Source organism: Streptomyces sp. SAI-135, assembly GCF_029893805.1.
GTDB lineage: Bacteria > Actinomycetota > Actinomycetes > Streptomycetales > Streptomycetaceae > Streptomyces.
Window position 1 is genome coordinate 80475 of sequence record NZ_JARXYP010000001.1, and the last position, 21971, is coordinate 102445.

At 69.3% G+C, this 21971-nt stretch carries 16 protein-coding genes and 7 pseudogenes; 14 read left to right on the forward strand and 9 right to left on the reverse strand.

The genetic code is table 11. The features are described 5' to 3' along the window. Positions 1 to 611: 611 nt before the first annotated feature. From M2163_RS00420 to M2163_RS00430, 3 genes are all read right to left on the reverse strand, one after another. On the reverse strand, positions 612 to 872 hold the full coding sequence (locus M2163_RS00420; protein WP_280855064.1) for a hypothetical protein: 261 nt from the start codon (positions 870 to 872) through the stop codon (positions 612 to 614). Positions 873 to 1090: 218 nt separating this feature from the next. Further along, on the reverse strand, positions 1091 to 2602 hold the full coding sequence (locus M2163_RS00425) for a HAMP domain-containing sensor histidine kinase (protein WP_280855167.1): 1512 nt from the start codon (positions 2600 to 2602) through the stop codon (positions 1091 to 1093). Positions 2603 to 2627: 25 nt separating this feature from the next. Beyond that, entirely contained in the window at positions 2628 to 3308 is a 681-nt protein-coding gene (locus tag M2163_RS00430) for a response regulator transcription factor (RefSeq protein WP_280855063.1), read from the reverse strand. A 388-nt stretch (positions 3309 to 3696) separates the two neighbouring features. On the opposite strand from M2163_RS00430, the gene M2163_RS00435 reads away from it, so the two are divergent. From M2163_RS00435 to M2163_RS46530, 3 genes and pseudogenes are all read left to right on the forward strand, one after another. Continuing rightward, complete coding sequence (locus M2163_RS00435; protein WP_280855062.1) at positions 3697 to 5121, forward strand: glycosyltransferase family 39 protein; 1425 nt, start codon at positions 3697 to 3699, stop codon at positions 5119 to 5121. Positions 5122 to 5226: 105 nt separating this feature from the next. Further along, positions 5227 to 5298 (forward strand): annotated as a pseudogene (locus M2163_RS00440) (GntR family transcriptional regulator); the annotation flags it as partial. A 19-nt stretch (positions 5299 to 5317) separates the two neighbouring features. Further along, a pseudogene (locus M2163_RS46530) lies at positions 5318 to 5440 on the forward strand (RHS repeat domain-containing protein); the annotation flags it as partial. 381 nt (positions 5441 to 5821) lie between these two features. On the opposite strand, the gene M2163_RS46535 reads toward M2163_RS46530, so the two are convergent. Further along, entirely contained in the window at positions 5822 to 7663 is a 1842-nt protein-coding gene (locus M2163_RS46535; RefSeq protein WP_348541526.1) for an ISL3 family transposase, read from the reverse strand. A gap of 275 nt (positions 7664 to 7938) precedes the next feature. Between M2163_RS46535 and M2163_RS00455 the strand changes: the two are divergent. Continuing rightward, a pseudogene (locus M2163_RS00455) lies at positions 7939 to 8121 on the forward strand (DUF4440 domain-containing protein); the annotation flags it as partial. A 531-nt stretch (positions 8122 to 8652) separates the two neighbouring features. Here the strand turns inward: M2163_RS00455 and M2163_RS00460 are convergent. Together M2163_RS00460 and M2163_RS00465 are read right to left on the reverse strand one after the other, a co-directional pair. Next, positions 8653 to 9045: an ester cyclase gene (locus M2163_RS00460; protein WP_280855060.1), complete on the reverse strand. Its 393-nt coding sequence runs from the start codon at positions 9043 to 9045 to the stop codon at positions 8653 to 8655. A gap of 221 nt (positions 9046 to 9266) precedes the next feature. Further along, positions 9267 to 10112, reverse strand: coding sequence for an SDR family NAD(P)-dependent oxidoreductase (locus M2163_RS00465; protein WP_280892849.1), 846 nt, complete (start codon positions 10110 to 10112; stop codon positions 9267 to 9269). A 76-nt stretch (positions 10113 to 10188) separates the two neighbouring features. Between M2163_RS00465 and M2163_RS00470 the strand changes: the two genes are divergently transcribed. Next, positions 10189 to 10770 carry a TetR/AcrR family transcriptional regulator gene (locus M2163_RS00470; protein WP_280892850.1) on the forward strand — a complete coding sequence of 194 codons (582 nt, stop codon included), beginning with the start codon at positions 10189 to 10191 and terminating at the stop codon, positions 10768 to 10770. Between the two features lie 29 nt (positions 10771 to 10799). Next, positions 10800 to 10955, forward strand: a pseudogene (locus tag M2163_RS00475) (IS5/IS1182 family transposase); the annotation flags it as partial. A gap of 9 nt (positions 10956 to 10964) precedes the next feature. Here the strand turns inward: M2163_RS00475 and M2163_RS00480 are convergent. Both M2163_RS00480 and M2163_RS00485 read right to left on the reverse strand, forming a co-directional pair. Next, positions 10965 to 11654 (reverse strand): IS4 family transposase, encoded by a 690-nt coding sequence (locus M2163_RS00480; RefSeq protein WP_280855165.1) that lies wholly within the window; start codon positions 11652 to 11654, stop codon positions 10965 to 10967. Positions 11655 to 11696: 42 nt separating this feature from the next. Then, positions 11697 to 11822 (reverse strand): annotated as a pseudogene (locus M2163_RS00485) (IS5/IS1182 family transposase); the annotation flags it as partial. 791 nt (positions 11823 to 12613) lie between these two features. On the opposite strand from M2163_RS00485, the gene M2163_RS00490 reads away from it, so the two are divergent. Next, complete coding sequence (locus M2163_RS00490) at positions 12614 to 12853, forward strand: hypothetical protein (protein WP_280855056.1); 240 nt, start codon at positions 12614 to 12616, stop codon at positions 12851 to 12853. Positions 12854 to 12949: 96 nt separating this feature from the next. Next, complete coding sequence (locus M2163_RS00495; protein ID WP_280855055.1) at positions 12950 to 13594, forward strand: PadR family transcriptional regulator; 645 nt, start codon at positions 12950 to 12952, stop codon at positions 13592 to 13594. Between the two features lie 204 nt (positions 13595 to 13798). Here the strand turns inward: M2163_RS00495 and M2163_RS00500 are convergent. Next, positions 13799 to 14305 (reverse strand): annotated as a pseudogene (locus tag M2163_RS00500) (transposase); the annotation flags it as partial. Between the two features lie 253 nt (positions 14306 to 14558). Between M2163_RS00500 and M2163_RS00505 the strand changes: the two are divergent. The 6 genes and pseudogenes from M2163_RS00505 (at position 14559) to M2163_RS00530 (ending at position 21963) form a co-directional block, all read left to right on the forward strand. Beyond that, on the forward strand, positions 14559 to 15296 hold the full coding sequence (locus M2163_RS00505; RefSeq protein ID WP_280855054.1) for an ABC transporter ATP-binding protein: 738 nt from the start codon (positions 14559 to 14561) through the stop codon (positions 15294 to 15296). Further along, positions 15293 to 18160, forward strand: coding sequence for an ABC transporter permease (locus M2163_RS00510; RefSeq protein ID WP_280855053.1), 2868 nt, complete (start codon positions 15293 to 15295; stop codon positions 18158 to 18160). The genes M2163_RS00505 and M2163_RS00510 overlap by 4 nt, the downstream gene beginning before the upstream one ends. Before the next feature lie 373 nt (positions 18161 to 18533). Then, positions 18534 to 19648: pseudogene (locus M2163_RS00515) on the forward strand (ISAzo13 family transposase); the annotation flags it as partial. 274 nt (positions 19649 to 19922) lie between these two features. Continuing rightward, positions 19923 to 20863, forward strand: a protein-coding gene (locus tag M2163_RS00520) for an IS5 family transposase (RefSeq protein ID WP_280893129.1) whose coding sequence is annotated in 2 segments (ribosomal slippage) — positions 19923 to 20300 and positions 20303 to 20863 — 939 coding nt in all. Because the reading frame shifts where the segments join, the coding sequence is not laid out codon by codon here. Next, positions 20848 to 21147: a transposase family protein gene (locus tag M2163_RS00525; protein ID WP_280855163.1), complete on the forward strand. Its 300-nt coding sequence runs from the start codon at positions 20848 to 20850 to the stop codon at positions 21145 to 21147. The genes M2163_RS00520 and M2163_RS00525 overlap by 16 nt, the downstream gene beginning before the upstream one ends. Positions 21148 to 21166: 19 nt before the next feature. Then, positions 21167 to 21963, forward strand: a protein-coding gene (locus M2163_RS00530) for an IS5 family transposase (protein WP_280855162.1) whose coding sequence is annotated in 2 segments (ribosomal slippage) — positions 21167 to 21503 and positions 21503 to 21963 — 798 coding nt in all. Because the reading frame shifts where the segments join, the coding sequence is not laid out codon by codon here. The last annotated feature ends 8 nt before the right edge of the window (positions 21964 to 21971 follow it).

The following is a 21971-nucleotide window of genomic DNA, read 5'->3' on the forward strand; positions in this document are numbered from 1 at the left end:
GGCAGGGCTGGCGGGTGTACGCCAGACAGACGTTGCCACAGGTCCCAGGACGCGGCTGTCGCTCGTTCGGAAGCGGCTTGCGGCCGTGAGAAGTCGAGTAGGGCACGCGGTCCACCGGCACAGACTCCTGGAACGCTGGGAGCAGGGGTGCCGTCGTATCGGGGCTCGTCGTGGACGAGCCTGGGATCGTCCTCGTATCCGCGGACGACCGCGAATCCCCGACCGTTGCTGCCACCGAGGATGCGGCGTGAATCCCACATGCCGCGGCCCGGGGGGTTGTCACCGTTCTGGTCGAACGGCGCGAGAGCGGCGGCGAGCGCCCCCTCGATATCATCCGCGACCCCGGACGGCAGACACACCGTCACTGTCAGGCCGGCCATACGCCCTCCCCGTTCTGTCGGTGGACAGCATGATCGCACCGAGCGGCTAGTGGTTGCTGTGGCTGTGAACTGGGGTTTCTCAGTTCCTGTGGGTGATGTTCGCGATGCCCTGGGGGCTCGCGGGGTGTGGAGCTGGGCGGGGTGGTGTCTGTCTGACCTGCGCATACGCGGATGTGTGCAGGTTGATCGGTCGTGGTGCAGTTTCGGTGGGCTGCTACTTGGCGGGGCGGGTCAGGTGGTGTCGGGGTTGGTGAGGTCGTCTCGGGTAAGGGTGACGCGGGTGGCTTTGCCGGCTTTGCTGGCGGTGGTGGTGGGCGGGGCTACGCGGACGTGGATGAAGTAGACGCGGACTCCGGTGAGTTCGGTGTACGGGGGCCAGGCGTCGGGGGTGCCGTCGGTGGGCAGTTCGAGGAGCTTGTCGGTGATGTTGTAGATGACGAGGTAGGCGGTGTGCTGGCCGTAGTCGTGGGCGTACTTGATGATCTGGTGCACGCCTTTGACGAGGTTGCTTCGCCTGCCCCAACGCCCTGGTCATGGAACGGCACCTGCCGGCGCTGCTGTCCCTGGCGGAGGCGTGCCTTGCGCGAGGATCTTCAATGGCGGGACGTCGCCCGGTGGACGGCCCGGTAGTAGCCGTTTCTGCGACAGCGGCGGTGGGCGCGGTCAGCTGGTGATCTTCCGGTTCCGGAGGGCTGCCGCGGTGAGGCGCGTCATTTTTCGGCTGGGGTGGGGGCTTGGGGGAGGCGTAGTTGGAAGCATGCTCCGAGGGTTTGGGGGGTGAGGGTGAGGGTGCCTTGGTGGCGGTGGGCCAGGTCGCGGGCGATGGCGAGGCCTAGGCCGGTGCCGCCGTGGTCGCGGGAGCGGGCGTCGTCGAGGCGGACGAAGCGTTCGAAGATGCGCTCGGCGTCTTCGGGGGGTACGCCTGGTCCGTCGTCGTGCACCCTGAGGTCGACCCGGTCGTCCTGGTTCCGGACGGTGATCTGGATGCGGTGTGTGGCGTGGCGGGCGGCGTTGTCGATGAGGTTGCGCAGCAGTCGTTCGTATTCGTCGGGGTTTCCGTGTACGTATGCGGGGGCGGTGCTGTCGCAGGTGAGGGTCAACGGCCGTTCGGTGAGGGGGTATTGCTCGGTCAGTCGGGAGGCGAGGGCTGTCAGGTCGACGGGGTCGGGGCCGGCTGCGGGGGTGCGGGCGTCGAGGCGGGCGAGGAGCAGCAGGTCCTCGGCGAGGGCTTGGAGGCGGCGGGTCTGCCGTGCGGCGGTGGTGGCCGCGGCGGGCCAGTCGGTGCGTTCCGGGTAGGCGAGCGCGACTTCCAGGCTGGCGAGCAGCGTGGTCAGGGGGCTGCGCAGTTCGTGGGCGGCGTCCGCGACGAAGCGACGCTGCCGGGCGGCGGCGTCGTCGAGGCGCTGGAGGGTGGTGTTGATCGTGGTGGCCAGGGCGGCGATCTCGTCCCGCGTATCGGGGACGGTGACGCGTTCGCGGGGGTCGTTCGCGGTGACCGAGGCGGTGAGGACGCGGATGGCTTCGACCGGCCGCAGCGCGATACGGACGGCGAAGTAGGCGACGGCGGCGATCAGTACGAAGCTGACGAGCCCGGCCCGCAGCAGCAGGCGGTCGGTGGCCTCGGTGATGGTCCCGGCGATGTCCTCGGCTGCGTGCGGGAGCACCACCACATAGACCCGCAGTTGGGCGTCGGCGGCGACACCCAGGGCGGCGAGTGTGTCGCCGCTCAGCTCGTCGGCCCTGACATCGTCGTACATGACCTGGTAGGTTCCGCCGTCCTTGCCGAACCGGTCCCCGGGTATGAAGTCGGGGCGCGCCGGCAGGCGCACGGGACGGGTCGTATAGCCCCAGCCGGGCCCCTCGTCCGATGGGGCGGGCAACTCGGCCTTCGGTGGGGCGGGCAGCACATGGCGGGTGCCGGGATCGAACTCCTCCATGCCTCCGCCGTAGGCGACGGCGGCGCGTCGGCCGGTCGCGACGATCTCGTACGGCACGGTGCTTCGGCGAGCGGGAACCGCACCCTTCTCCAGCTGATCGACGAGAGCGAGGAACTGTTGCTCCGTCTGCCCTTGGGTGATCTGTGTGCTCTGGCGGTAGACGTCGTGGTGTACCCACCAGCCGATGCCGGCCAGGATGACGGCGGCGGCCGATGCGGCGGCCAGGGCCGTGCGGGCTCGTACCGAACGCGGCCACCAGCGGCGTCGCGGCCCGGTCACCTTCACGGTTGGCGACCAGCGGCGTCGCGGCTCAGTCGCGTTCACGGTCGTCCACCAATCGGTAGCCGGTACCCCGCACGGTCTGCAGGGACTGCCGGTGGAAGGCCGCGTCGACCTTCTTGCGCAGTGCGCTGACGCGCGCCTCCACCAGGTTGGGGTCCATGGCCTCGTCGGGCCAGGCGTGGTACAGGAGGTCCCCTTTGGAGACCGCCTGGCCCGCCCGGCGGGCCAGCAGTTCCAGGACGGCGAACTCCCTCGGGGTGAGCTCCACCCGGGTACCGCCGCGGCGGCAGACCCGGGCGGCCACGTCCAGGGAGAGGTCGCCCACGGCGAGGACGGGTGGTGTGACCGTGGCGGCTCGTCTGACCAGGGCCCGCAGCCGTGCGACGAGCACCATGTAGGAGAAGGGCTTGGCCAGGTAGTCGTCGGCCCCTGTGTCCAGGGCCTCTGCCTGGTCCCACTCCCCGTCCTTGGCGGTGAGCACGAGGATGGGGGTCGCGTTGCCCTCCCGGCGCAACTGGGCGCAGACCTTGTAGCCGTTGAGTCCGGGCAGCATCAAGTCCAGTACGACCAGGGCGTACTCGCCGGTCCGGGCCATCCACAGCCCCTGCCGGCCGTCGTGGGCGAGGTCGACGCTGTAGCCCTCGGCGGTCAGACCGGTGCGCAGGGTGTGGGCCAGGTCGAGCTCGTCTTCCACCACCAGAATCCGCATGGGGTGCAGCCTTGCACAGCGCCGGGCCGCCTTCCTGATCGGCCGGTCAGGTCGGATCAGCATCGGGTCAACGAGGTCCCGGCACGCTGACGGAGCGTCCTCGCCACTGCTGAAAGGCCCTGTCGCCGATGTCCGTTCCGATGTCCGTGCCCTTCAGCGGATCGAGGCCGGGATCTGCCTGGCCGTCGCCGCGGCCGCGGCCGCCTTCTGCCTGTGGTGGATCCACAGACGGGCCTGACTCGACCAGCCGAGCACCTCTGACCCACCCTTACACACTTTTCCGAACGGAGTGCGCTTTGCCATGCCCCCTTCCTCCGCCACTGAACCCGCTGCGGCCGCTTCCGTTTCCGAAGCCGCCTCGGGCTCCGGCACCGCGCGATGGCAGCGCTTGACCGGCCGCCGCACGGTAGGGCTGGCTCCGGCGGCCCTGATGCTCGCCCTCGGCCTGTGGGGCATCCAACGCCAGGGCAGCATGGGACGCGACGAGTCCACGACGGTCCAGGTCGCGCACCGCAGCCTGCCCGACCTGTGGCACATGCTCGGCAACGTCGACGCCGTGCACGGCCTGTACTACCTGCTCATGCACGCCCTGTTCGCCGTCTGGGACGGCGGACTGCTCGCACTGCGGCTGCCCTCCCTGCTCGCGATGGCACTGGCGGCGTCCGCCGTCGGGCTGACCGGCCGGGCGCTGGCCGGGCCGCAGGTCGGCCTGGCGGCGGGGTTGTGCTTCCCGCTGCTCCCGGCAGTCCAGATGTACGCGCAGGACGGCCGCTCGTACGCGCTGGTCTGCGCGCTCGTCGCCTGGTCCGGTCACCTGCTGCTGCGCGCGGTGCGGCGCCCCGGCGCGGTGCGCTGGACGCTGTACGCGGCTGTGTCGGGGCTCGCCTGCGTCCTGCACGAGTTCGCGGTGCTCGCGGTGGCCGCGCACGGCGTCACGCTCTTCGCGGCCCGGATGCCGCGGGCGCTGTGCTGGTCCTGGGCGCGCGCCGCGTGCTGCGCCGTCCTGCCGATGCTGCCGCTGGCAGTGATCAGCCAGCAGCAGGACGCCCAGGTCTCCTGGATCGAGCAGCCGAGCATGTCCCAGGTTCTCCTCTTCGGCGGCATAGCGGTCCTCGGAGCCGTCTGCGCCGGCGGGCCCGCTCCGGCGTTCGGCCGGATCCAGCTGCCGACGTTCGCGCTGCCTTTGCTGGTCCTGCCCTCGCTCACGCTGATAGCGGTCTCGGTGTGCTTCCCGCTGTACGCGCCGCGGTACACGCTGTACTCCCAGACCGCGCTCGCCCTCACCCTCGGTGCGGCAGTGGACGCGGTGGCGCGCCGTGCCGTCCGCCGCGGTCCCTCCGCGGTCGGCGAGACCATCGTGCTCGGCGCGACGGCAGTGGCCGCGCTGGTGCCCTTCTGGCTGCCGCTGCGCACCCCTGAGGTCCACCTTGACGACCCCGCCGGTGCCGCCCGCGCCGTGCGCGAGCTGGCCGAACCAGGCGACGGAGTGCTGTTCATGCCGAGCGGCCGCCGCGAGTCGAAGCAGTCCCACCCCGGCGACTACCGCGGGCTGAAAGACCTCGCGTTGGACCAGGACCCGGTCTCCTCCGGCACCCTGAACGGCATCGAGCTGCCCGCCTGGCGCATCCCACCGCGGATGGCGGACACCAACCGGATCATCCTGGTGATCGACACCCACTACCGCACCACCGACAACTCGGAGCAGGGGCGCGTGAAGCGGGCTTACCTCAAAAAGCACTTCACGGCATGCACCACACGCAATGCCCACGGACTTCGGGTCATTCTCTACGCCCGCTCGGGCCGGTGCTCATAGGACTGGATCCGCCGGTCCGCCCAGGGAGCCCTGCCTGCCGTGACGCATGCCCCGGCCCGCTGCTCTCAGGGCTCCTATCGGAATGAGTTCAGGCGTCGCCAGTAGCTGGTCGATTTCCGGATCGACCGGCGCAGCGGGGTGGCGACCCATTTGCAGATCGTTCAGCAGACGAAACAGCAGCGACTACACGCGCACCCTGTTCGAGTACACGCCCGGCGGCCGGCTAAAGAAGATGACGGGCCCTGACGGCTCGGTGTGGACGTACGGCTATGACCTGCGCGGCCGTCAGACCACCGCGACCGACCCGGACAAGGGCAAGACCGAAACCACCTACAACGACGCCGACCAGCCGCTGACGGCCACCACCACCCTCAAGGGAGCCTCGCGCACCCTGATCACCGACTACGACGAGCTGGGCCGCAAGACGGGCACCTGGGACGGAGTCGAGGACGCTGCCCACCGCCTGACCAAGTTCACCCACGACACCCTGTCCAAGGGACAGCCGACGGCCTCGATCCGCTACGTCGGCGGCAGCACCGGCAAGATCTACTCCCAGGTCGTCACCGGCTACGACGCACTCGGCCGCCCTAAGGGCACCAAGACCGTCATCGCCGCCACCGACCCCCTCGTCGTCGCCGGCGCCCCGCAGACGTTCACCACATCGACGACGTACAACCTCGACGGCACCGTCCAGTCCACCTCAATGCCCGCCGTGGCCGGCCTGCCCGCCGAAACCGTCACCAACAGCTACAACGGCCTCGGCATGCTGACCGGCACCGACGGCATGACGGACTACGTCCAGAACATCGGCTACTCGCCCTACGGCGAGATCGAGGAGACCCGCCTCGGCACCTCCACCGGCGCCAAGCAGCTCCAGATCCTCAACCAGTACGAGGACGGCACCCGCCGCCTCGCCAACACCCACACCGTCGACCAGACCAACACCGGCTACACCAGCGACGTCGACTACGTCTACGACGCCACCGGCAATGTCAAGTCGGTCACTCACAAAGCTAACGGCACGGACACCCAGTGCTTTACCTATGACGGCTACCGCCGCCTGACCGAGGCCTGGACCCCGTCCTCCAATGACTGCGCCACCGCCCGCTCGGCGACCGGCCTCGGCGGCCCCGCCCCGTACTGGACCAGCTGGACCTACAAGCCCGGCGGCCTGCGGGACACCCAGACCGAGCACAAGGCCACGGGCGACACAAAGAGCAGCTATCCCAACCTCACGCCTCCCGGGTAACCCCCCGAACACGTCTCCGCCAGCAGTGAGGTTCGCACCCGCGCCTCCGGCTGCGGCCACCCCACCGCCGACAAGGGCGCTTCCCCCGGATGCACCGCCAGCCTTAAGCGGCCGGGCCCGCCCAGGGGATCTGCCGGGGCCCGGCCGCTGGGCACGTGGTGATCCGGCGCCGGCGGGAGCAGGTCGGTGGGGCAGCGCCGCCAGCGTCCAGTCCGGGCCTCGGGAATGGCCCAGATCCGGCGGGATGCCGGCAGAAGGCTGGCCGAGGGATGGTTCGCCCGTTCGGCGCAGACTGGCGGGGCGTGGGTGGGGCATTCGATGGTCACCCCCCAGAGACGTGCCTCCTTCTCGCGCCTTCTGGGGGCGGCGGCTGTGGCCGGGTTCCAGCAGCGCGTGGACCGTGGCGTGCCGGGCCCGGACGCGGTTGGCGAACCGCTCGCTCCGCCATAGCGAGTCCTCCTTCTCCTCGGGCGGCGCCGGTTCGTCGGCTTTCGCCCCGCGATCGGGGACCAGGACGCGATGGCACTGGCGGTGGCGGGCGACAGCCCGCTCGGCGGCCTGGCCGAGGTTGTGCCACAAGTGCCAGCGGTCGGCGACCTGCGTCGCCTGGGGTGCTCCGGCTGTGGCGCCTTCCGCGAAGAACGGGGCGCGGTCCCGGCAGACGATCTCGATCCCGGGGCGCTTCTCCAGCCATGCGGCCAGGCTGGACGCTTCCCGGTCAGGCAGCAGATCCACCGGTCGACGGGTCTCAACGTCGACGAGCACCGTGCAGTAGACCCGTCCTTTGCGTGTGGCGTACTCATCAACACCAACCGCCCGCGGAGCCGGGACTTCAGGTTCGGGCAATGCATCGAGCAGCCGCAGCACCGCGCTGCGGCTGATGGACACCCCGAAGGCCCGTGCCATCCGGGCGCCGGCTCGGCCGGCGAGGGCGAGACCCACTGCGGCGAGAGTCGACCGCAACCGCTCCGTCCACCTGCTGTGCCGCAGGGTCAGTCCCGGCATCTGCTCAGCGAACGTCCGCTGAGCACACGAAGTCTGCGGACAGAAGAACCGCCGGACTCGCAGTCGGAGGACCACGAGACGTCCCCCACTGGGCATATCCGCAGGAAACCGCAGGTAAGAGCTGTGCACCCGGGTCGACCCGCTCCCGCAGTCCGGGCATGCCGCCCCGGCCGCCGTACTGCAGACGTCGATGCGTATCGCCTCGTGGCTCACGTCCAGCGACAGCACCGACACGTCCGCGATTGACGGTAACAGCAGGTCCTCCAGACGGGGCGACGTCTCTTCCACGACACTGCACTGTCGGCCACACCAAGATCGGCCCAGGTCATTTTCAGGCAACTTCCCGGGGCCTGATCGGAGCGTCAGCCGTCACTCGGCGTGCGCGCATCACGGAATGCGAGCCAGAACCCGTCGGGCGACAGCACTTGTGCACGGGTTCCGGAGGCAGTTGGCGATCATCCAGTCCGGAGATGTTCACGAGTTTGGACGGCGCCACCGAGCTGCCGTGGCGTTGCCTGAACAATTCGCTGTTGCAGGGGGTGCCGTGTTCGTAAGGTTCCGGCATGGCGGATGATGAGTGTGAGCAGGCCGTGCAGGCTGCCATCGATGGAAAGATCCGGCTTCTCGATCCTGAGGTGCGAGCTGTCCCGGCCCGGGTCCTGGAGCTCCTGGACCCGGAGTTCATCGAGTTCGGGGCTTCTGGACGCCGGTGGGATGTGGAATCGGTCCTCACGGTGACGAGTGGCCGCGGCCGTTTCCGGGACGGCCGAAGGCAGCCTCGTTCGCTGGGCTGTCGGCCACGTCCCAGCAGGTGCCGTCCACTGCCAGCAGCCGCAGCCCCCGCCAGAAACACCCTGGTGTGACCTCGGTGCCCATCGGTTTCGCAGTCGTGGCAAACAGCACCCGCAGCGGCTCCGATCCCAGCCGCTGACGGGCGGGAAACAGCGACGACTTCGCAGGGATGCGCCACTCGTCCAACAGCCCCTGGCCCCGCAAACCCTCGACCAAGATGCCGCATCACATCCAGGTACGGCGCCGGCGAGAACAGGGGAAGAGCGAGCACGAAATACACCACCAGCCTGGCCGGCAACAGACGTCTGCGCTGCTCGCCACGACCACATGCGGCCACTACACGATCTACCAACCCAGGCCGATACACCCAGGTCAGCAGCCCCAGCCCCGATAACTCGCCGACATCCGCACCACCCCCGGGAAGCACTACGCAGCAGCGTACGCCCGCAGCTAAAACAACGGCATTGACTCTAGAAGCCCTGCCGTCAGGCGGTCAGCTGCCGGAGCATTTCGGCTGTATCGTGCAGGTTAGTCATGTGGATGAAATGGCCATCTTTGATCTGATAAATGGCATATTCGACGATCTCGAAGGAGGCTCCCGAAGGGGGGACGCCGAGCCATTCCTTTGCCGGAGTTCCGGTGTTAATTGCGCGTACCGCGATGCGGTCGCGGTCGATCAGCAGTTCCTTAAGATCCCAGTGAATATCCGGAACGGCGTCGACGGTCTGCCTCATGACGGTGACGACGTCATGCCGGGTTGCAGCTTCGCCGTTGAGCAACACTTGGTCACTAATGAACTCGTGCATGCTGTCGAAGTCATAAGCGTTGAGTGCTGCGCCATAGCGCATGTACCAGGAGCGCAAATCGATTTCCAACATTAATGGCTCTCCTTCGATGCCGCTGTGCTGTGGAAGCGTATGCGACGGTGGGGACGGGCGTACGGTTGTTTCCGAGCTCATCATTAGGAACGCGAGTGAGGGGCATTGCGTGCAGCGACATCTGCACTGTGGTGATTCCCAGCACTCCTCGGGTACGGGGGCGGACACCTTGATCCAGGACCCTCCCGAACGACATTGAGTTCCATGCAGGGTTTAAGAGATCAGCGTGTGCCTGAGTCGGGAGTGCCGTCGGTCGCCGTCATGGATTCCAGTACCGTCCAGAGTTCGCGCTCGCGTTCCTGATCGTAGGACTCTGGCGCGCTGGGCGTGACTTTGTCCCGGTCGATGTAGGCGCCGGACGGCGCAGGCCTTGGCCCGGTGGCCACAGTGGCGAGTTGGGCCCCGGCGCGCTCTGCGGTGTTGGCGCCCGGGATGTGAGGGAAGATGTGGTGGTAAAGCCAGTTGCCGAGTTTGTCGGCCCGAACCAGATCAGTGCCGGGTGTGAACGCTGGGTTGAATGTGTAGACGTCGACATCGGGCATACGACGGGCCAACTCGTGGACCAGGTAAACGACGCCGAGCTTGCTGGTCGAATAGGCAACGCGGCCGTTCACGTCTGCTGGCCGGGCCATGACAGCCGGGCTGGTCCAGCGCGGAGCCGGCACCAGGCCGAATGTGTACCGCAAGGTGCCAAAATGGGCGTCACTGCCGGTGATCACGATGCGAGCGCCCGGCTTGAACGTAAGCGCGCGGATTAGCGCGAAATGTGCCAGTACGTTGACCCCGAAGGACAGCTCATAGCCGTCCGCCGTTGCGCTTCGACTGTCCTTGAGTTGCAGAGCGGCGTTGCCCACGTAGCCGTCGACCTGCTCCTTGACCTGCGCAGCGGCGGCCCGCACCTGGGCCAACGAGGCCAGGTCGCCCCGGATCGTGGTGACCCGCGGATGGCTGAGCGTCTCACCGCGGGCGATCACAACCAGTCGAAGATCAGGGTCGTCGCGCAACATCAGCTCGGCGGCTTGTCGGCCGAGCCCCCGAGACGCGCCAGTCATGACAAGGGTGGGCACAATAACTCCAGGGATTGAATACCAAGTGGTACCGAGTACCATATCGTACTGTGACCTGTCGGGCTAGGATGGGCGCATGGAAAGCCTCTCGTTGCGCGAGCGGAAGCAGCGGCGCGCTCGGCAGCGGATCGTCGACGCGGCCTGGGCGCTGTTCGCCGAGCGCGGCTTCGTGGCCGTGTCAGTGGCCGACATCGCCGAACGCGCTGAGGTCGGCCGGACGACGTTCTTTCGCTATTTCGGCGACAAGCAGGAAGTTCTCTTCGCCGATGAGGAGGTTCTGCTCGCAGCCATACGAGCCGCGCCCCGAGAGCAGGAGACGGCAACCGAAGTGCCGGACGCGATCTGGCAACTGTGGAAGATCGCCGAGTCGATCGGCGGCTTGATGTTCGGCGACCCCGCGCTGTGGGCGCTGCGGTCGCGTCTGCTCGCCGACAATCCGGAGCTACGCGACCGCGCGGCAAGAAAGCTGGACCGGATCGCCGACGCTCTGACCGATGTTCTGTGTGACTGCGGCACGGATCCCGACGTGGCCCGCACCGCCGCGGAGGTCGGCGTGGGCTGCTTCCGTGCGGCGCAACTGATCGCGGGCGAGAACCCGGCCGGCGTGATGCCTGCCATGCGCGAGGCGGTTACCAGGGTCCTAAAGGCTGTCCCGTAACCGCTGGTCACGAGTGGGACGATCTTGGTGTGGCTGGTGTGATCACGGCGTCCGATCCGTCTTGGATAGCTCCGTTCACGGGACTGTCCCCTCGGTCCTTCGGAGCGTTGGTCAGGGGGCTGCGTCGAGAAGAAGGGGGTGTGTCCCGCCCCGGGCGGCCCTGGTCACTGCCACTGGAGAACCGGGTGCAGGATTTAGTCGGGCGCCTTGCTGGTGAGCACAATGCGGGCGCCGCGCTGATGGGTCTTGAGCTCGGCGAAGACGGCCTCGGCTTCCCAGCGTTCCTGGTAGAGCGCGGCCAGCTGGCGGGCGGGATAACGGCGGGCATCGAGCAGGCTGGTCACCAGCCGGTAGTCCTCGCCTTCATGGCTGGTGCCGTTCAGTTGGTAGGCCACCACCCGCACCGTGACCGGATCACGGTGTGCGGGATCGGGCACCCGCCACAGCAGATCGGCACCGCTGTCGGTGAAGGCCCGCCACAACGGCACACCGAGGAACTCCCGGTCCGCCAGGACCAGTTGGCCGCGCTGGCAGGAGCGGGGCAGGCGGCTGACCAGAGTGACTTCGCCGGTGCGGCAGCCGGCCAGCTCTGCATCCAGCACGAGGTGGGTGCCCACCTCGATCAGACAGGCCATCCGCACCTGGGGAAAGCTGGACTTGTCGTGGCCGCGGCCGTTACCGGGACGGCCGAAGGCATCCTCGTTCGCTGGGCTGTCGGCCACGTCCCAGCAGGTGCCGTCCACTGCCAGCAGCCGCAGCCCCCGCCAGAAACACCCTGGTGTGACCTCGGTGCCCATCGCTGTTGCGGTCGTGGCAAACAGCACCCGCAGCGGCTCCGATCCCAGCCGCTGACGGGCCCGAAACAGCGACGACTTCGCAGGGATGCGCCACTCGCCAACAGCCCCTGGCCCCGCAAACCCTCGACCGACTTGGGCCGGCTTTCCGGTGGGTCGGCGTTCGAGCCGGGCGTTCCGCCAGGCCGTCAACGTCGGCTCGATCAGGGCCCATCGGGCGTCAGACAGGTCGCTGGGGTACGGCTTGCGCTCGCTCACGGCAAAGCCTGATCACGACCGAGGCGGAAGGCTCTGCCCCGCGGAAGAGCGGGAGATTCTGCCGCGTCTCCACGTCAGACGGGTTTCCAAGCCCAGAAGCGGATGAGACGGGCACCCAGGCTCGCGTCCGTTCCTGGGATATTCGGCATCTAAAAGGCGAACTGTATCGAAATGGGATGCTCATGTAAGCCGCATAACAGCCTTGACCTGCATAAACGCCCTCTTAGTCGTGCGAGGTGTCGGTGCCCGAGAAGGGCTTGCCCATGCCGGATGACCTGGTGGAATCAGCGCCGCCGGAATGAGGGCGGTGCAACCCTCGGTGCACCGGTGGGCACACCCGTCCAGGCAACGGTGGGGCCCACCAAGGGAGCGAGAGAAGGTCGTTGGCGACGTCGTCGGCCGTTGAGGAGAACTCCCTTTCCGCAGACCCTCCGGGCCGCCCACCATCCCGTCCGTCCCGCGCCGCAGGCCCCCTCGTGCCCGGCCACGGCGACGGCCTCCGCCGTACCGCCCGCTCACGCCCCGCTCTGAACGGTTCGGCGGCCACGACGGCCGCACCCACCCCGCCCGATCGCCCGTCCGCCCCGTCGGCGTCGCCCTCCTCCAGATCCGCCGGACCCGCCCGTCCGGCGGTTCCCGAGCCGCCGGGGCCGCGCGACGCGCCCGCGGCCAGCGACTCCGCCTCCTCCGCGGGGCGGTCGGCAGGGGAGGGCCGGGAGCGGCCCGGCCGACCGGCCGACCCCTCCGGCTCGCCGTTCTCCACGAGATCGGTGGAGCCCGCTCGTACCAAAATGGCAACAGAGAAGGAGCCCGCAGAGGAGCCGGACGAGGGGGTCGAGGTGGTACCCGAGACGGACGCCCCGGCCCGCCGAGAGCTCGCCTGCGGAGCTGCCGGCGGCCGCTCACCGGACCGCCACCGAGGCCCCCTCGACCTCTCCGACCGGCGGATTCCCGTGTTCACACTGGGCGCGGGGCCGGCGCTGGTGGGCCTCGGCATCGGCTTCCCCGGGGTGCGGATGCACCGCCGCTGAGAGGCTCGCGACGGCCCGGGTCCCCCTTGAGTCGGACCTCCGGCGTCCACCTCAGGACGCTTGCCTACGCGGACTTACTCGGTATACATACTCAGTATGTCCATTCGCCACGGGCTTCTCGCCCTCCTCGAACGCGGCCCGCGCTACGGCTCACAGCTCCGTACGGAGTTCGAGTCCCGCACCGGCTCCACCTGGCCACTCAACGTGGGTCAGGTCTACACGACGCTCAGCCGGCTTGAACGCGACGGCATGGTCGTGCAGGACGGCGAGGACCAGGCCGGCCACTCGCTCTACGCGATCACCGACAGCGGTCGCGTCGAACTTCGCAGCTGGTTCGAGCACCCCGTCGACCGCACCAGCCCGGCCCGTGACGAGCTGGCCATCAAGCTGGCCATGGCCGTCGGGGCGCCCGGGGTCGACATCCGTGACGTCATCCAGTCACAGCGCCGGCACAGCGTGAAGGCCATGCAGGACTACACCCGGCTGAAGGCGCAGGCCCTCACCGCCGTGGAGAAGAACGGGGTCGGGGAGCGGGACGACATCGCCTGGCTCCTCGTCCTGGAGCAGCTGATCTTCCAGACCGAGGCCGAGGCGCGCTGGCTCGACCACTGCGAGTCCCGGCTGATCCGTCTCTCGTCGACCACCCCGGCGGCGGGGCCGGAGCCGGCCTCGCCGGGGGCGGCAGCGGGAGCGGCGGGGATGGGGGCCGGGGCAGAGGAGGCCGCGCGCCACCGCCCGTGACGTCCGCCCTTCACGACCGGCCCTGAGCACCCGAACAACCGGAACCACAGGGCCGACCAAGTCCACCGGGTTCACCCGACCCACATGAAGACTCCGAATCACCCGACCAGACCCATCCCGTACGCACGGCGCTGCCAACGACCGTCCGTCGCACCGACGTCCGGCCGTTCGCCGGCGTACGCCCGAGGAGTCTTAATGACGAAGTCAAGCCGCGTGCGTGACCGGCGGGGCGGAGGTGAATATCCGTCCGTCACGCAGCAGCGCCCACAACACGCTCGCTCGTCGGCGGGCCAGGGCGATGACAGCCTGGACGTGCTTGCAGCCCTCACCGCGCTTCTTGAGGTAGAAGTCCCGGTTCGGTCCCTCGCGGATGATGCTGGTCTGCGCGGACAGGTAGAAGACGCGTCGCAGGCGGCGGCTGTAACGCTTGGGGCGGTGAAGGTTGCCGGTGCGGCGGCCGGAGTCACGCGGGACGGGCACCAGCCCGGCCGCCGACGCCAGGTGGCCGGAGTCGGCATAGGCCGACAGGTCGCCGGCCGCGACGACGAACTCGGCACCGAGGACCGGTCCCATGCCGGGCAGGGACTCGATGATCTCGGCCTGGGGATGGCCGCGGAACGTCTCGCGGATCTGCTTGTCGATCCGCTTCAGCCGGTCGTCCAGGGCGGCCAGGTCGGCGACGATCTGGGCCGCGACGTCCTCGCCGGGCAGCGCTGTCTGCTGGACCTGGGCGGCTTCCAGCGCGCTCGCGGCGACCACTCCTCGTTCCGCACGGCTTGCCGTCGGCCCGAGGAACACCCCGCTGTCATCTCCGTAATCAGCGACCGCACGAAGCGCGCACATCTCAATCAGCAGCCAGGGCGCCCCGGAGAGCCGGGCGGCCACTCCTCGGAAGCCACTGAGGGCAAGAAACCATAAGCCACACCCGGCCCTCCCGGGCCATCCAACAACTTACGGAGGAACCATGTTCACACAACAGCATCCAGTGCTGCGTCTGCAGAACCTGACCCGCGTCCACGGCTCCGGCGCCACCGAGGTGCACGCCCTGCGCGGCATCGACCTCGACGTCCACCCCGGTGAACTCGTCGCCGTCATGGGCCCGTCGGGCTCCGGCAAGTCCACCCTGCTCACCATCGCCGGCGGCCTCGACAACCCCACCTCCGGGCAGGTTTTCGTGGAGGGCACCGACATCACCGCCCTCGGCATCAAGGGGCTCGCAGCCCTGCGCCGCCGCAGCATCGGCTACGTCTTTCAGGACTACAACCTCATCCCGGCCCTCACCGCCGCCGAGAACGTGGCCCTCCCCCGCGAACTGGACGGCATATCGGCCCGCAAGGCCCGCACCGAGGCCCTCGCCGCCCTCGCCGAGATGGACCTCAGCCAACTCGCCGACCGGTTCCCCGACGAGATGTCCGGCGGCCAGCAGCAGCGCGTGGCCATCGCCCGCGCCCTCGTCGGCGACCGTCGGCTCGTCCTCGCAGACGAGCCCACCGGAGCCCTCGACTCCGCGACCGGCGAGTCCGTGCTGGCCCTGCTGCGCTCCCGCTGCGACGCCGGAGCCGCCGGCATCATGGTCACCCACGAGCCGCGGTTCGCCGCCTGGGCCGACCGGGTCGTCTTCCTGCGGGACGGCGCCGTCGTCGACCAGACCATACGCAGCGACGCCGACTCGCTCCTGACCGACCGGGCGGCCCAGCGGTGACGACCTGGTTCCACTCCTGGCGGGCCGCGGTCCGCATCGCCCGCCGTGACGCCTGGCGCTCCAAGGGCCGCAGCTTCCTCGTCCTCGCCATGATCGCGCTGCCGATCCTGGGCGTGAGCGCCCTGGACCTGACCCTGCGCAGCGCCGAACTCACCCCCGCGCAGCGGATGGAGCGCACCCTGGGTGCCGCCGACGCTCGCTTCTCCGACGCCCGAACGGCCGGCGTAGCCATCCTGCAGGACCCCGAGGGCGAGCAGCACACCCCGGCCGGGGACTACAACTCGCCGGGCAAGTCCTGGCCCGACGGCCCGACCGATGTCACCAAGGCCATCCCGGCCGGTTCGACGGTGCTGACCGACAGCAGCGGTACCGCCAAACTGACCACCACTCACGGTCTGCTCCAGACCGAGGTCCGTGAGCTGGCCGCCGCCGATCCCGTCGCCCGGGGCATCATGCGGCTGCAGGAGGGCCGCTTCCCCGAGAAAAACGACGAGATCGCCGCGACCACCCGGTTCCTGGAGAGCAGCGGGCTGTCCGTCGGCTCCACCCTCACCGCCCGCGGCTTCGACCGCACCTATGTGATCAGCGGCTCGTACGAGCTGCCCAGCGACCTCCCGACACAGCAGGTCAACGCCCTGCCGGGGGCCTTCCTCGCGCCGTACGCCAAGGCGGTCGAGAAGGCCGGACTGCCGAAGCCCGACATCTCCACCACCTACCTGGTGAAGAAGGCCGGTGGCTTTACGTGGAACACGGTCCAGGCGATCAACGCCAAGGGTGTCGTGGTCACCTCGCGCGTCGTGGCCCTCGACCCGCCCGCCGACTCCAACGTGCCGCTCTACCAGAAGGAAGACTGGACCAACTACGAGAGCAGGGGGGCCGCGGACGCCGCCGCGCTCGCCGCCGTGGGCACGGTCGTCGGCCTGGCGATGCTGGAGATCTGCCTGCTCGCCGGCCCCGCCTTCGCCGTCGGCGCCCGTCGTTCCCGCCGCCAGCTTGGCCTGGTCGGCGCCAACGGCGGTGCCCGCAGCCACATCCGGGCCATCGTGCTGAGCGGCGGCGTGGTCATCGGCGTCGCGGCGGCCCTGGTCGGCATTGTCCTCGCCCTGATCCTGACCTTCGCCCTCCGGCCCCTCCTTGAGGACTACATGGGACAGCGGTTCGGCGGCTTCACCGTCAGGCCGCTGGAACTTCTCGCCATCGCCGCGCTCGCCGTCCTCACCGGCCTGCTCGCCGCGATCATCCCGGCCGTCACCGCCTCCCGGCAGACCGTCCTGGCCTCCCTCACCGGCCGTCGCGGCGTGCGCCGCAGCAACCGCGTGCTGCCGCTGATCGGCTTCGGCGCTGTCCTGCTCGGCGCGGCCATCGCCCTGTACGGCTCTGTCGTCTCCGACCAGTTCGTGCTGGTCGCGGGTGGCTCGGCCGTCGCCGAGCTGGGTGTGGTCGCCATGACGCCCGCGCTGGTCGGCCTGTTCGGCCGGGCCAGCCGCTGGCTGCCGCTCTCGCCGCGCCTCGCCCTGCGGGACGCCGTCCGCAACCGGGGCCGTACGGCACCCGCTGTCGCCGCCGTCCTGGCCGCCGTCGCGGGCACCGTCGCCGTCTCGACGTACGCCGCGAGCCGCGACGCCCAGAGTCTGGCCGAGTACCGGGCCAGCCTGCCGTCCGGGGCCGTCGCCGCACTCGTCACCGAGGAGGGCGGCCGGGACGTCCCCGAGGTCCGCGACGCCGTGCAGCGGACGCTGCCCGTCGACGTCCGCGCCGACGTGTTCCGGATCGCCGTCGGAAAGCCCGGCTGCGACCCGCATGGCGAGGGCGAAGGCTGCGGCCGCTTCGAGGTCGTCACCCCGCCGGCCAACAAGTGCCCGCTGTGGGCCATCTCCCCCGACGGCTCCGACCCGGCGGAGAAGTACACCAAGGAGCAGCGGCGCGCCCTCACCAACGACTGGCGCTGCCTCTTGCCCGACGGCAACGGCATCTACGTCGAGGGCCGTCTCCTCATCGCCGACGCCCCGCTCCTGAAGGTCCTCGGCATCGACGACCCGGGCGCGGCCAAGGCCCTCGCCGACGGAAAGCTCCTCAGCTTCCACAAGCCCCAGGTCGACAGGAACGGCACCGTCGGCATCAAGCTGATCACCGACCCGAAGGCCGCCAACCGCGCCGTCGAGCAGAACAAGCCGGTCCCGGGCGAGCTGAAGTCCTTCCCCGCCTACCAGGTGCCCGGCTCGCCCGACTCCTACGGAGTGGAGAGCGTGCTCAGCCCCGCCGCCGCCAAGGCCGCCGGACTGACCACTGTCCCCCTCGGTGCCTTCTTCAGCACCGACCGGATGCCCAGCACCGAGGAACGGCAGAAGCTCGACGCCGAGATCGCCAAGCTCGGCAGCAACGTCGAGCTGACCGTGGAGCAGGGCTGGGTCGACGAGAACAGGCTCGTCCTGCTCGCGCTGACCGTCTTCGCCGGCCTGGTCACCATCGGTGCGGCCGGCATCGCCACCGGTCTCGCCCAGGCCGACGCGGAGGCCGATCTCAAGACGCTCGCAGCGGTCGGAGCCCCGCCCCGGGTGCGCCGCATGCTCAGCGGCTTCCAGTGCGGTGTGGTCGCCGCGATGGGTGTGGTCCTCGGCTCGGCGGCCGGTGTCCTGCCCGCGTTCGGGCTGCGGCTCACCGAGGAGCGCGAGCAGATGCGCTTCTACCAGGAGAATCTCGCCAACGGCTTGGTCGGCGCCGGTGACGCCTCGCCGTACGTGCCGATCGTCGTCCCCTGGGAGACGCTCGCCGCCCTCCTGGTGGTCGTGCCCCTCGGCGCCGCCCTGCTGGCCGCGCTGGTGACCCGCTCTCGCGGGGCGCTGGCCCGCCGCGCCGCGCACTGAGCCTCTGTTGGCGGACCGTGCCCCTGGACGAGGGTGGATCACCCTCGTCCAGGGGCAGGAGGTAGTCCCCGTCCGAAGGGATGCTGCTCGAAGCTGGCCAGCGCTTCCGGGCCATCTCCACCTCTGGGCGCGACGGCGCCGTGGCGCGGGGCTCGCAGAGATCCGGGTAGTCAGACCCATGGTCACCGAGCGACTCCGCATGGCACAAAACGCCTACTGGGGGCTGTTAGGGCGTGCAGATCTTTAACTCGTGGCTTTCCGTTCGGTGGTTCGTTGGTCTGGCAGGAGCGGGTTGGATGAGCAACGGGCCGTGCTGGCAGCCAAGTTCGAGGCGATTCTGCCGCACCTCGACGAGCGGCAGCGTCGTCTGTAGATAGGCGCGGAGGCCCAGCCCCTTGGCCACGGCGGGATCAGAGCAGTCGCCCGTGCCGCCGGGGTTCGTGAGGCCACCCTGTCTGCTGGAGTGCGGGAACTCAACGCCCGAGAGGCCCCGTTGGGACGCGTCCGCCGGCCAGGCGCCGGCCGCAAACGCGTCGTCGACCGGAACCCAGCCGTTCGGGAGGCACTCCTTACGCTGGTCGAGCCCGACGTCCGCGGAGATCCCATGTCGCCGCTGCGCTGGACCACCAAATCCACTCGCAAGCTCGCCGAGCAGTTGACCCGGCAGGGCCACCGGATCTCCGCGGACACGGTGGGCGACCTCCTGCGCGAGGAGGGCTTCAGCCTGCAGAGCAACGCCAAGACGCTGGAAGGCAAGCAGTACCCCGACCGGGACGCACAGTTTCACTACCTCAACGAGCAGGCCCACGACCACCAAGACGCCGGGGCTGCGGTAATCAGCGTGGACACCAAGAAGAAGGAACTGGTCGGCCCGTTCAAGAACAACGGCCGTGAATGGGAGCCGAAGGGCGAGCCGGTGCGAGTCGACACCCACGACTTCCCCGACCGTGAGCTGGGCAGAGCGGTGCCCTACGGCATCTACGACGTCGCCGCGAACACCGGCTGGGTCAACGTCGGCACCGACCACGACACCGCCGTGTTCGCCGTCGAGTCGATCCGCCGCTGGTGGAACGGAGCCGGGCGGGCCGCCTACCCGACGGCTGGCCGGCTGCTGATCACCGCTGATGCGGGCGGCTCCAACGGGTATCGCACCCGCACCTGGAAGACCGAACTCGCCCGGTTCGCTACTGAGGCCGGCCTGGCGGTGACCGTCTGCACCTGCCTCCAGGCACTTCGAAGTGGAACCGAATCGAGCACCGGCTGTTCTCCCACATCACCATGAACTGGCGTGGAAGGCCCCTGACCAGCCACGAAGTCATCGTCGAGAGCATCGCAGCGACCACCACCAAAACCGGCCTGACCGTGCACGCCGAACTCGACACCAGCCCGTACCCCACTGGCATCCAGGTCAGCGACGACGAGATCGCCGCTCTGCCGATCACCCGGCACCGCTTCCACGGCGACTGGAACTACACCCTCCACCCCCAGCATCCGATGGAGGGGGCGACGACCGACAGCACGTCAGACCAGGCCCCCGCGGGCAGGCCGCCTCGCCTCACACGTCGTTCGCTGCAGGACCCAGAACTGACCGGTATGACCCGCCAACGGCTCAGCGAGCTCATCGATGCCCTGACTCCCGCGCTGGAGGTTCAACGCGAGCCAGTGCTCCGCACACGTCGCGCTCACGAGCGCCTAGGTCGTTTCTGATGGCTATTGGTGGGCGGGGTGGATCTCCTGGTTGGCCGGGCAGGACGCCCGTATGGTGCGGCGACACGAGCTCACGGACGCGCAGTGGCGGAAGATCGAGCCTCTTCTGCCCGGAAACGGCAAGCCGGGTGAGCAGTGGGCGGATCACCGCAGGGTGATCAACGGGGTGCTTTTCCGGGCCCGGGCCGGGGTGCCGTGGCCTGACCTGCCTAAACGGTACGGCCCTTGGCAGACCGTCTATGAGCGCCATCGCCGCTGGTCGGCCGACGCCACCTGGCAGGCCGTCCTTGAGGAGTTGCAGATCGAGGCGGATGCCGGCGACCCGGACGGGGCGCTCGCCGGCCAGGCGAGCCGGCAGGAGTGGGCGGTGAACATCGACTCCACCTCCTGCCGGGCGCATCAGCACGCGGCCGGAGCGCCTCGCAAGCCCCCGGCCGACCACCCGCAAAAAGGGGCGGGGCGCGTGAGGAGGCAGAGGGGCCGGAGGCGTTGGGGCGCTCACGGGGCGGGTTGACCAGCAAGGTCCATCTGCTCTCCGACGACCGGGCCCGCCCGCTGCACTGGCTGACCTCGCCCGGTCAGCGCGGTGACAGCCCGATGTTCGCCCCGGTGCTGGACGGCTTACGCATCCGGCGCCGCGGACCGGGCCGCCCGTACAGCCGGCCTGACCGGGTCCGCGGCGACAAGGCCTACTCCAGCCGCGACAACCGCGCCTACCTGCGACGGCGCGGCATCGAAGCCACCATCGCCCAGCCAGACGACCAGCGGCTGCACCGCAAGCACCGGGGACGAGCCGGTGGCCGGCCCCCGGCCTTCGACAAGGTCCAGTACCGCCGTCGCAACGCAGTCGAGCGGTGCGTGAACAAGTGGAAGCGGTTCCGCGCGGTTTCTACCCGGTATGACAAACGTGACTACATCTTCAACGGCACTCTGACCGTCACCGCGATCGTCATCTGGCTCCGAGACACCGTCCAAGAGCCATCAGAAACGACCTAGTCGCCCCTGGCACAGGTGCCAAGGCCAAGCTCACCCAAGCCGACCGGATCCTGGCCACCGTGCTCCACCTGCGCAAACTCGCGACCATGGACCTCCTCGGCCAGCTCTTCGGCGTCACCGCCATGACCATCAGCCGCGCGAAACAGGAAGTCCGCCCGTACCTGGAAGCACACGGCCACCACATCAACACCTCAACCGCCCGCCTCCGCACACCAGCCGACGTCGCCGCGTTTCTCGCTCCCGACCCCACCCAGACCAAGGTCACATCTCATTTGGCTGGGTAAGCTGCCGGTCGTGGCAGGGATCGTTGAGCGGCTGGTGCCGGATGAGTTGTGGGAGCTGTTCCAGCGGGTGGTGCCGGAGGCTCCGTCGCGGCCTCAGGGCGGCGGTCGGCGCCGGCATGGTGACCGGGAGGTGTTGGCCGCAATCGTGTTCGTGGCCACGTCTGGCTGTACGTGGCAGCAGTTGCCGTCCGCGTCGTTCGGGCCGTCGGGCGCGACGGCTCACCGGCGCTTTGCCGAGTGGTCGAAGGCCCGCGTGTGGGCCAAGCTCCACCGCCTGGTCCTCGACGAGCTAGGCGCCCGCGGCGAGTTGGACTGGTCCCGCTGCGCGATCGACTCGGTGAACATGCGGGCCCTGAGGGGGAGCTGACAGGCCCGAATCCTGTCGACCGGGGCAAGTACGGCTCGAAGATCCACCTGATCACCGAGCGGACCGGTCTGCCCCTGTCCGTCGGAATCTCGGGGCCGAACCTGCACGACAGCCAGGCACTGATCCCGCTGGTGAAGGGGATACCGCCGATCCGCTCGCGGCGCGGACGCCGGCGGCGCAGACCGGCAAAGCTCCACGCCGACAAGGGATACGACTACGACCACCTGCGGCGATGGTTACGCGGACGCGGCATCCGGCACCGCATCGCCCGCAAAGGCATCGAGTTCTCGAACCGCCTGGGCCGCCACCGCTGGACCATAGAACGCACCATGTCCTGGCTCGCCGGATGCCGCAGACTGCACCGCCGCTACGAGCGCAAAGCCGAACACTTCCTGGCCTTCACCGGCATCGCCTGCACCCTCATCTGCTACCGCAGACTCACCAAATGAGATGACGT

What these genes read in the sequence shown, in the direction of transcription:
- M2163_RS00470 (WP_280892850.1), top strand. Translation starts at nt 10,189, where the DNA reads ATGGAAAGCCTCTCGTTGCGCGAGCGGAAGCAGCGGCGCGCTCGGCAG.
- M2163_RS00460 (WP_280855060.1), bottom strand. Translation starts at nt 9,045, where the DNA reads ATGTTGGAAATCGATTTGCGCTCCTGGTACATGCGCTATGGCGCAGCA.
- M2163_RS00505 (WP_280855054.1), top strand. Translation starts at nt 14,559, where the DNA reads ATGTTCACACAACAGCATCCAGTGCTGCGTCTGCAGAACCTGACCCGC.
- M2163_RS00430 (WP_280855063.1), bottom strand. Translation starts at nt 3,308, where the DNA reads ATGCGGATTCTGGTGGTGGAAGACGAGCTCGACCTGGCCCACACCCTG.
- M2163_RS00495 (WP_280855055.1), top strand. Translation starts at nt 12,950, where the DNA reads ATGTCCATTCGCCACGGGCTTCTCGCCCTCCTCGAACGCGGCCCGCGC.
- M2163_RS00490 (WP_280855056.1), top strand. Translation starts at nt 12,614, where the DNA reads ATGGCAACAGAGAAGGAGCCCGCAGAGGAGCCGGACGAGGGGGTCGAG.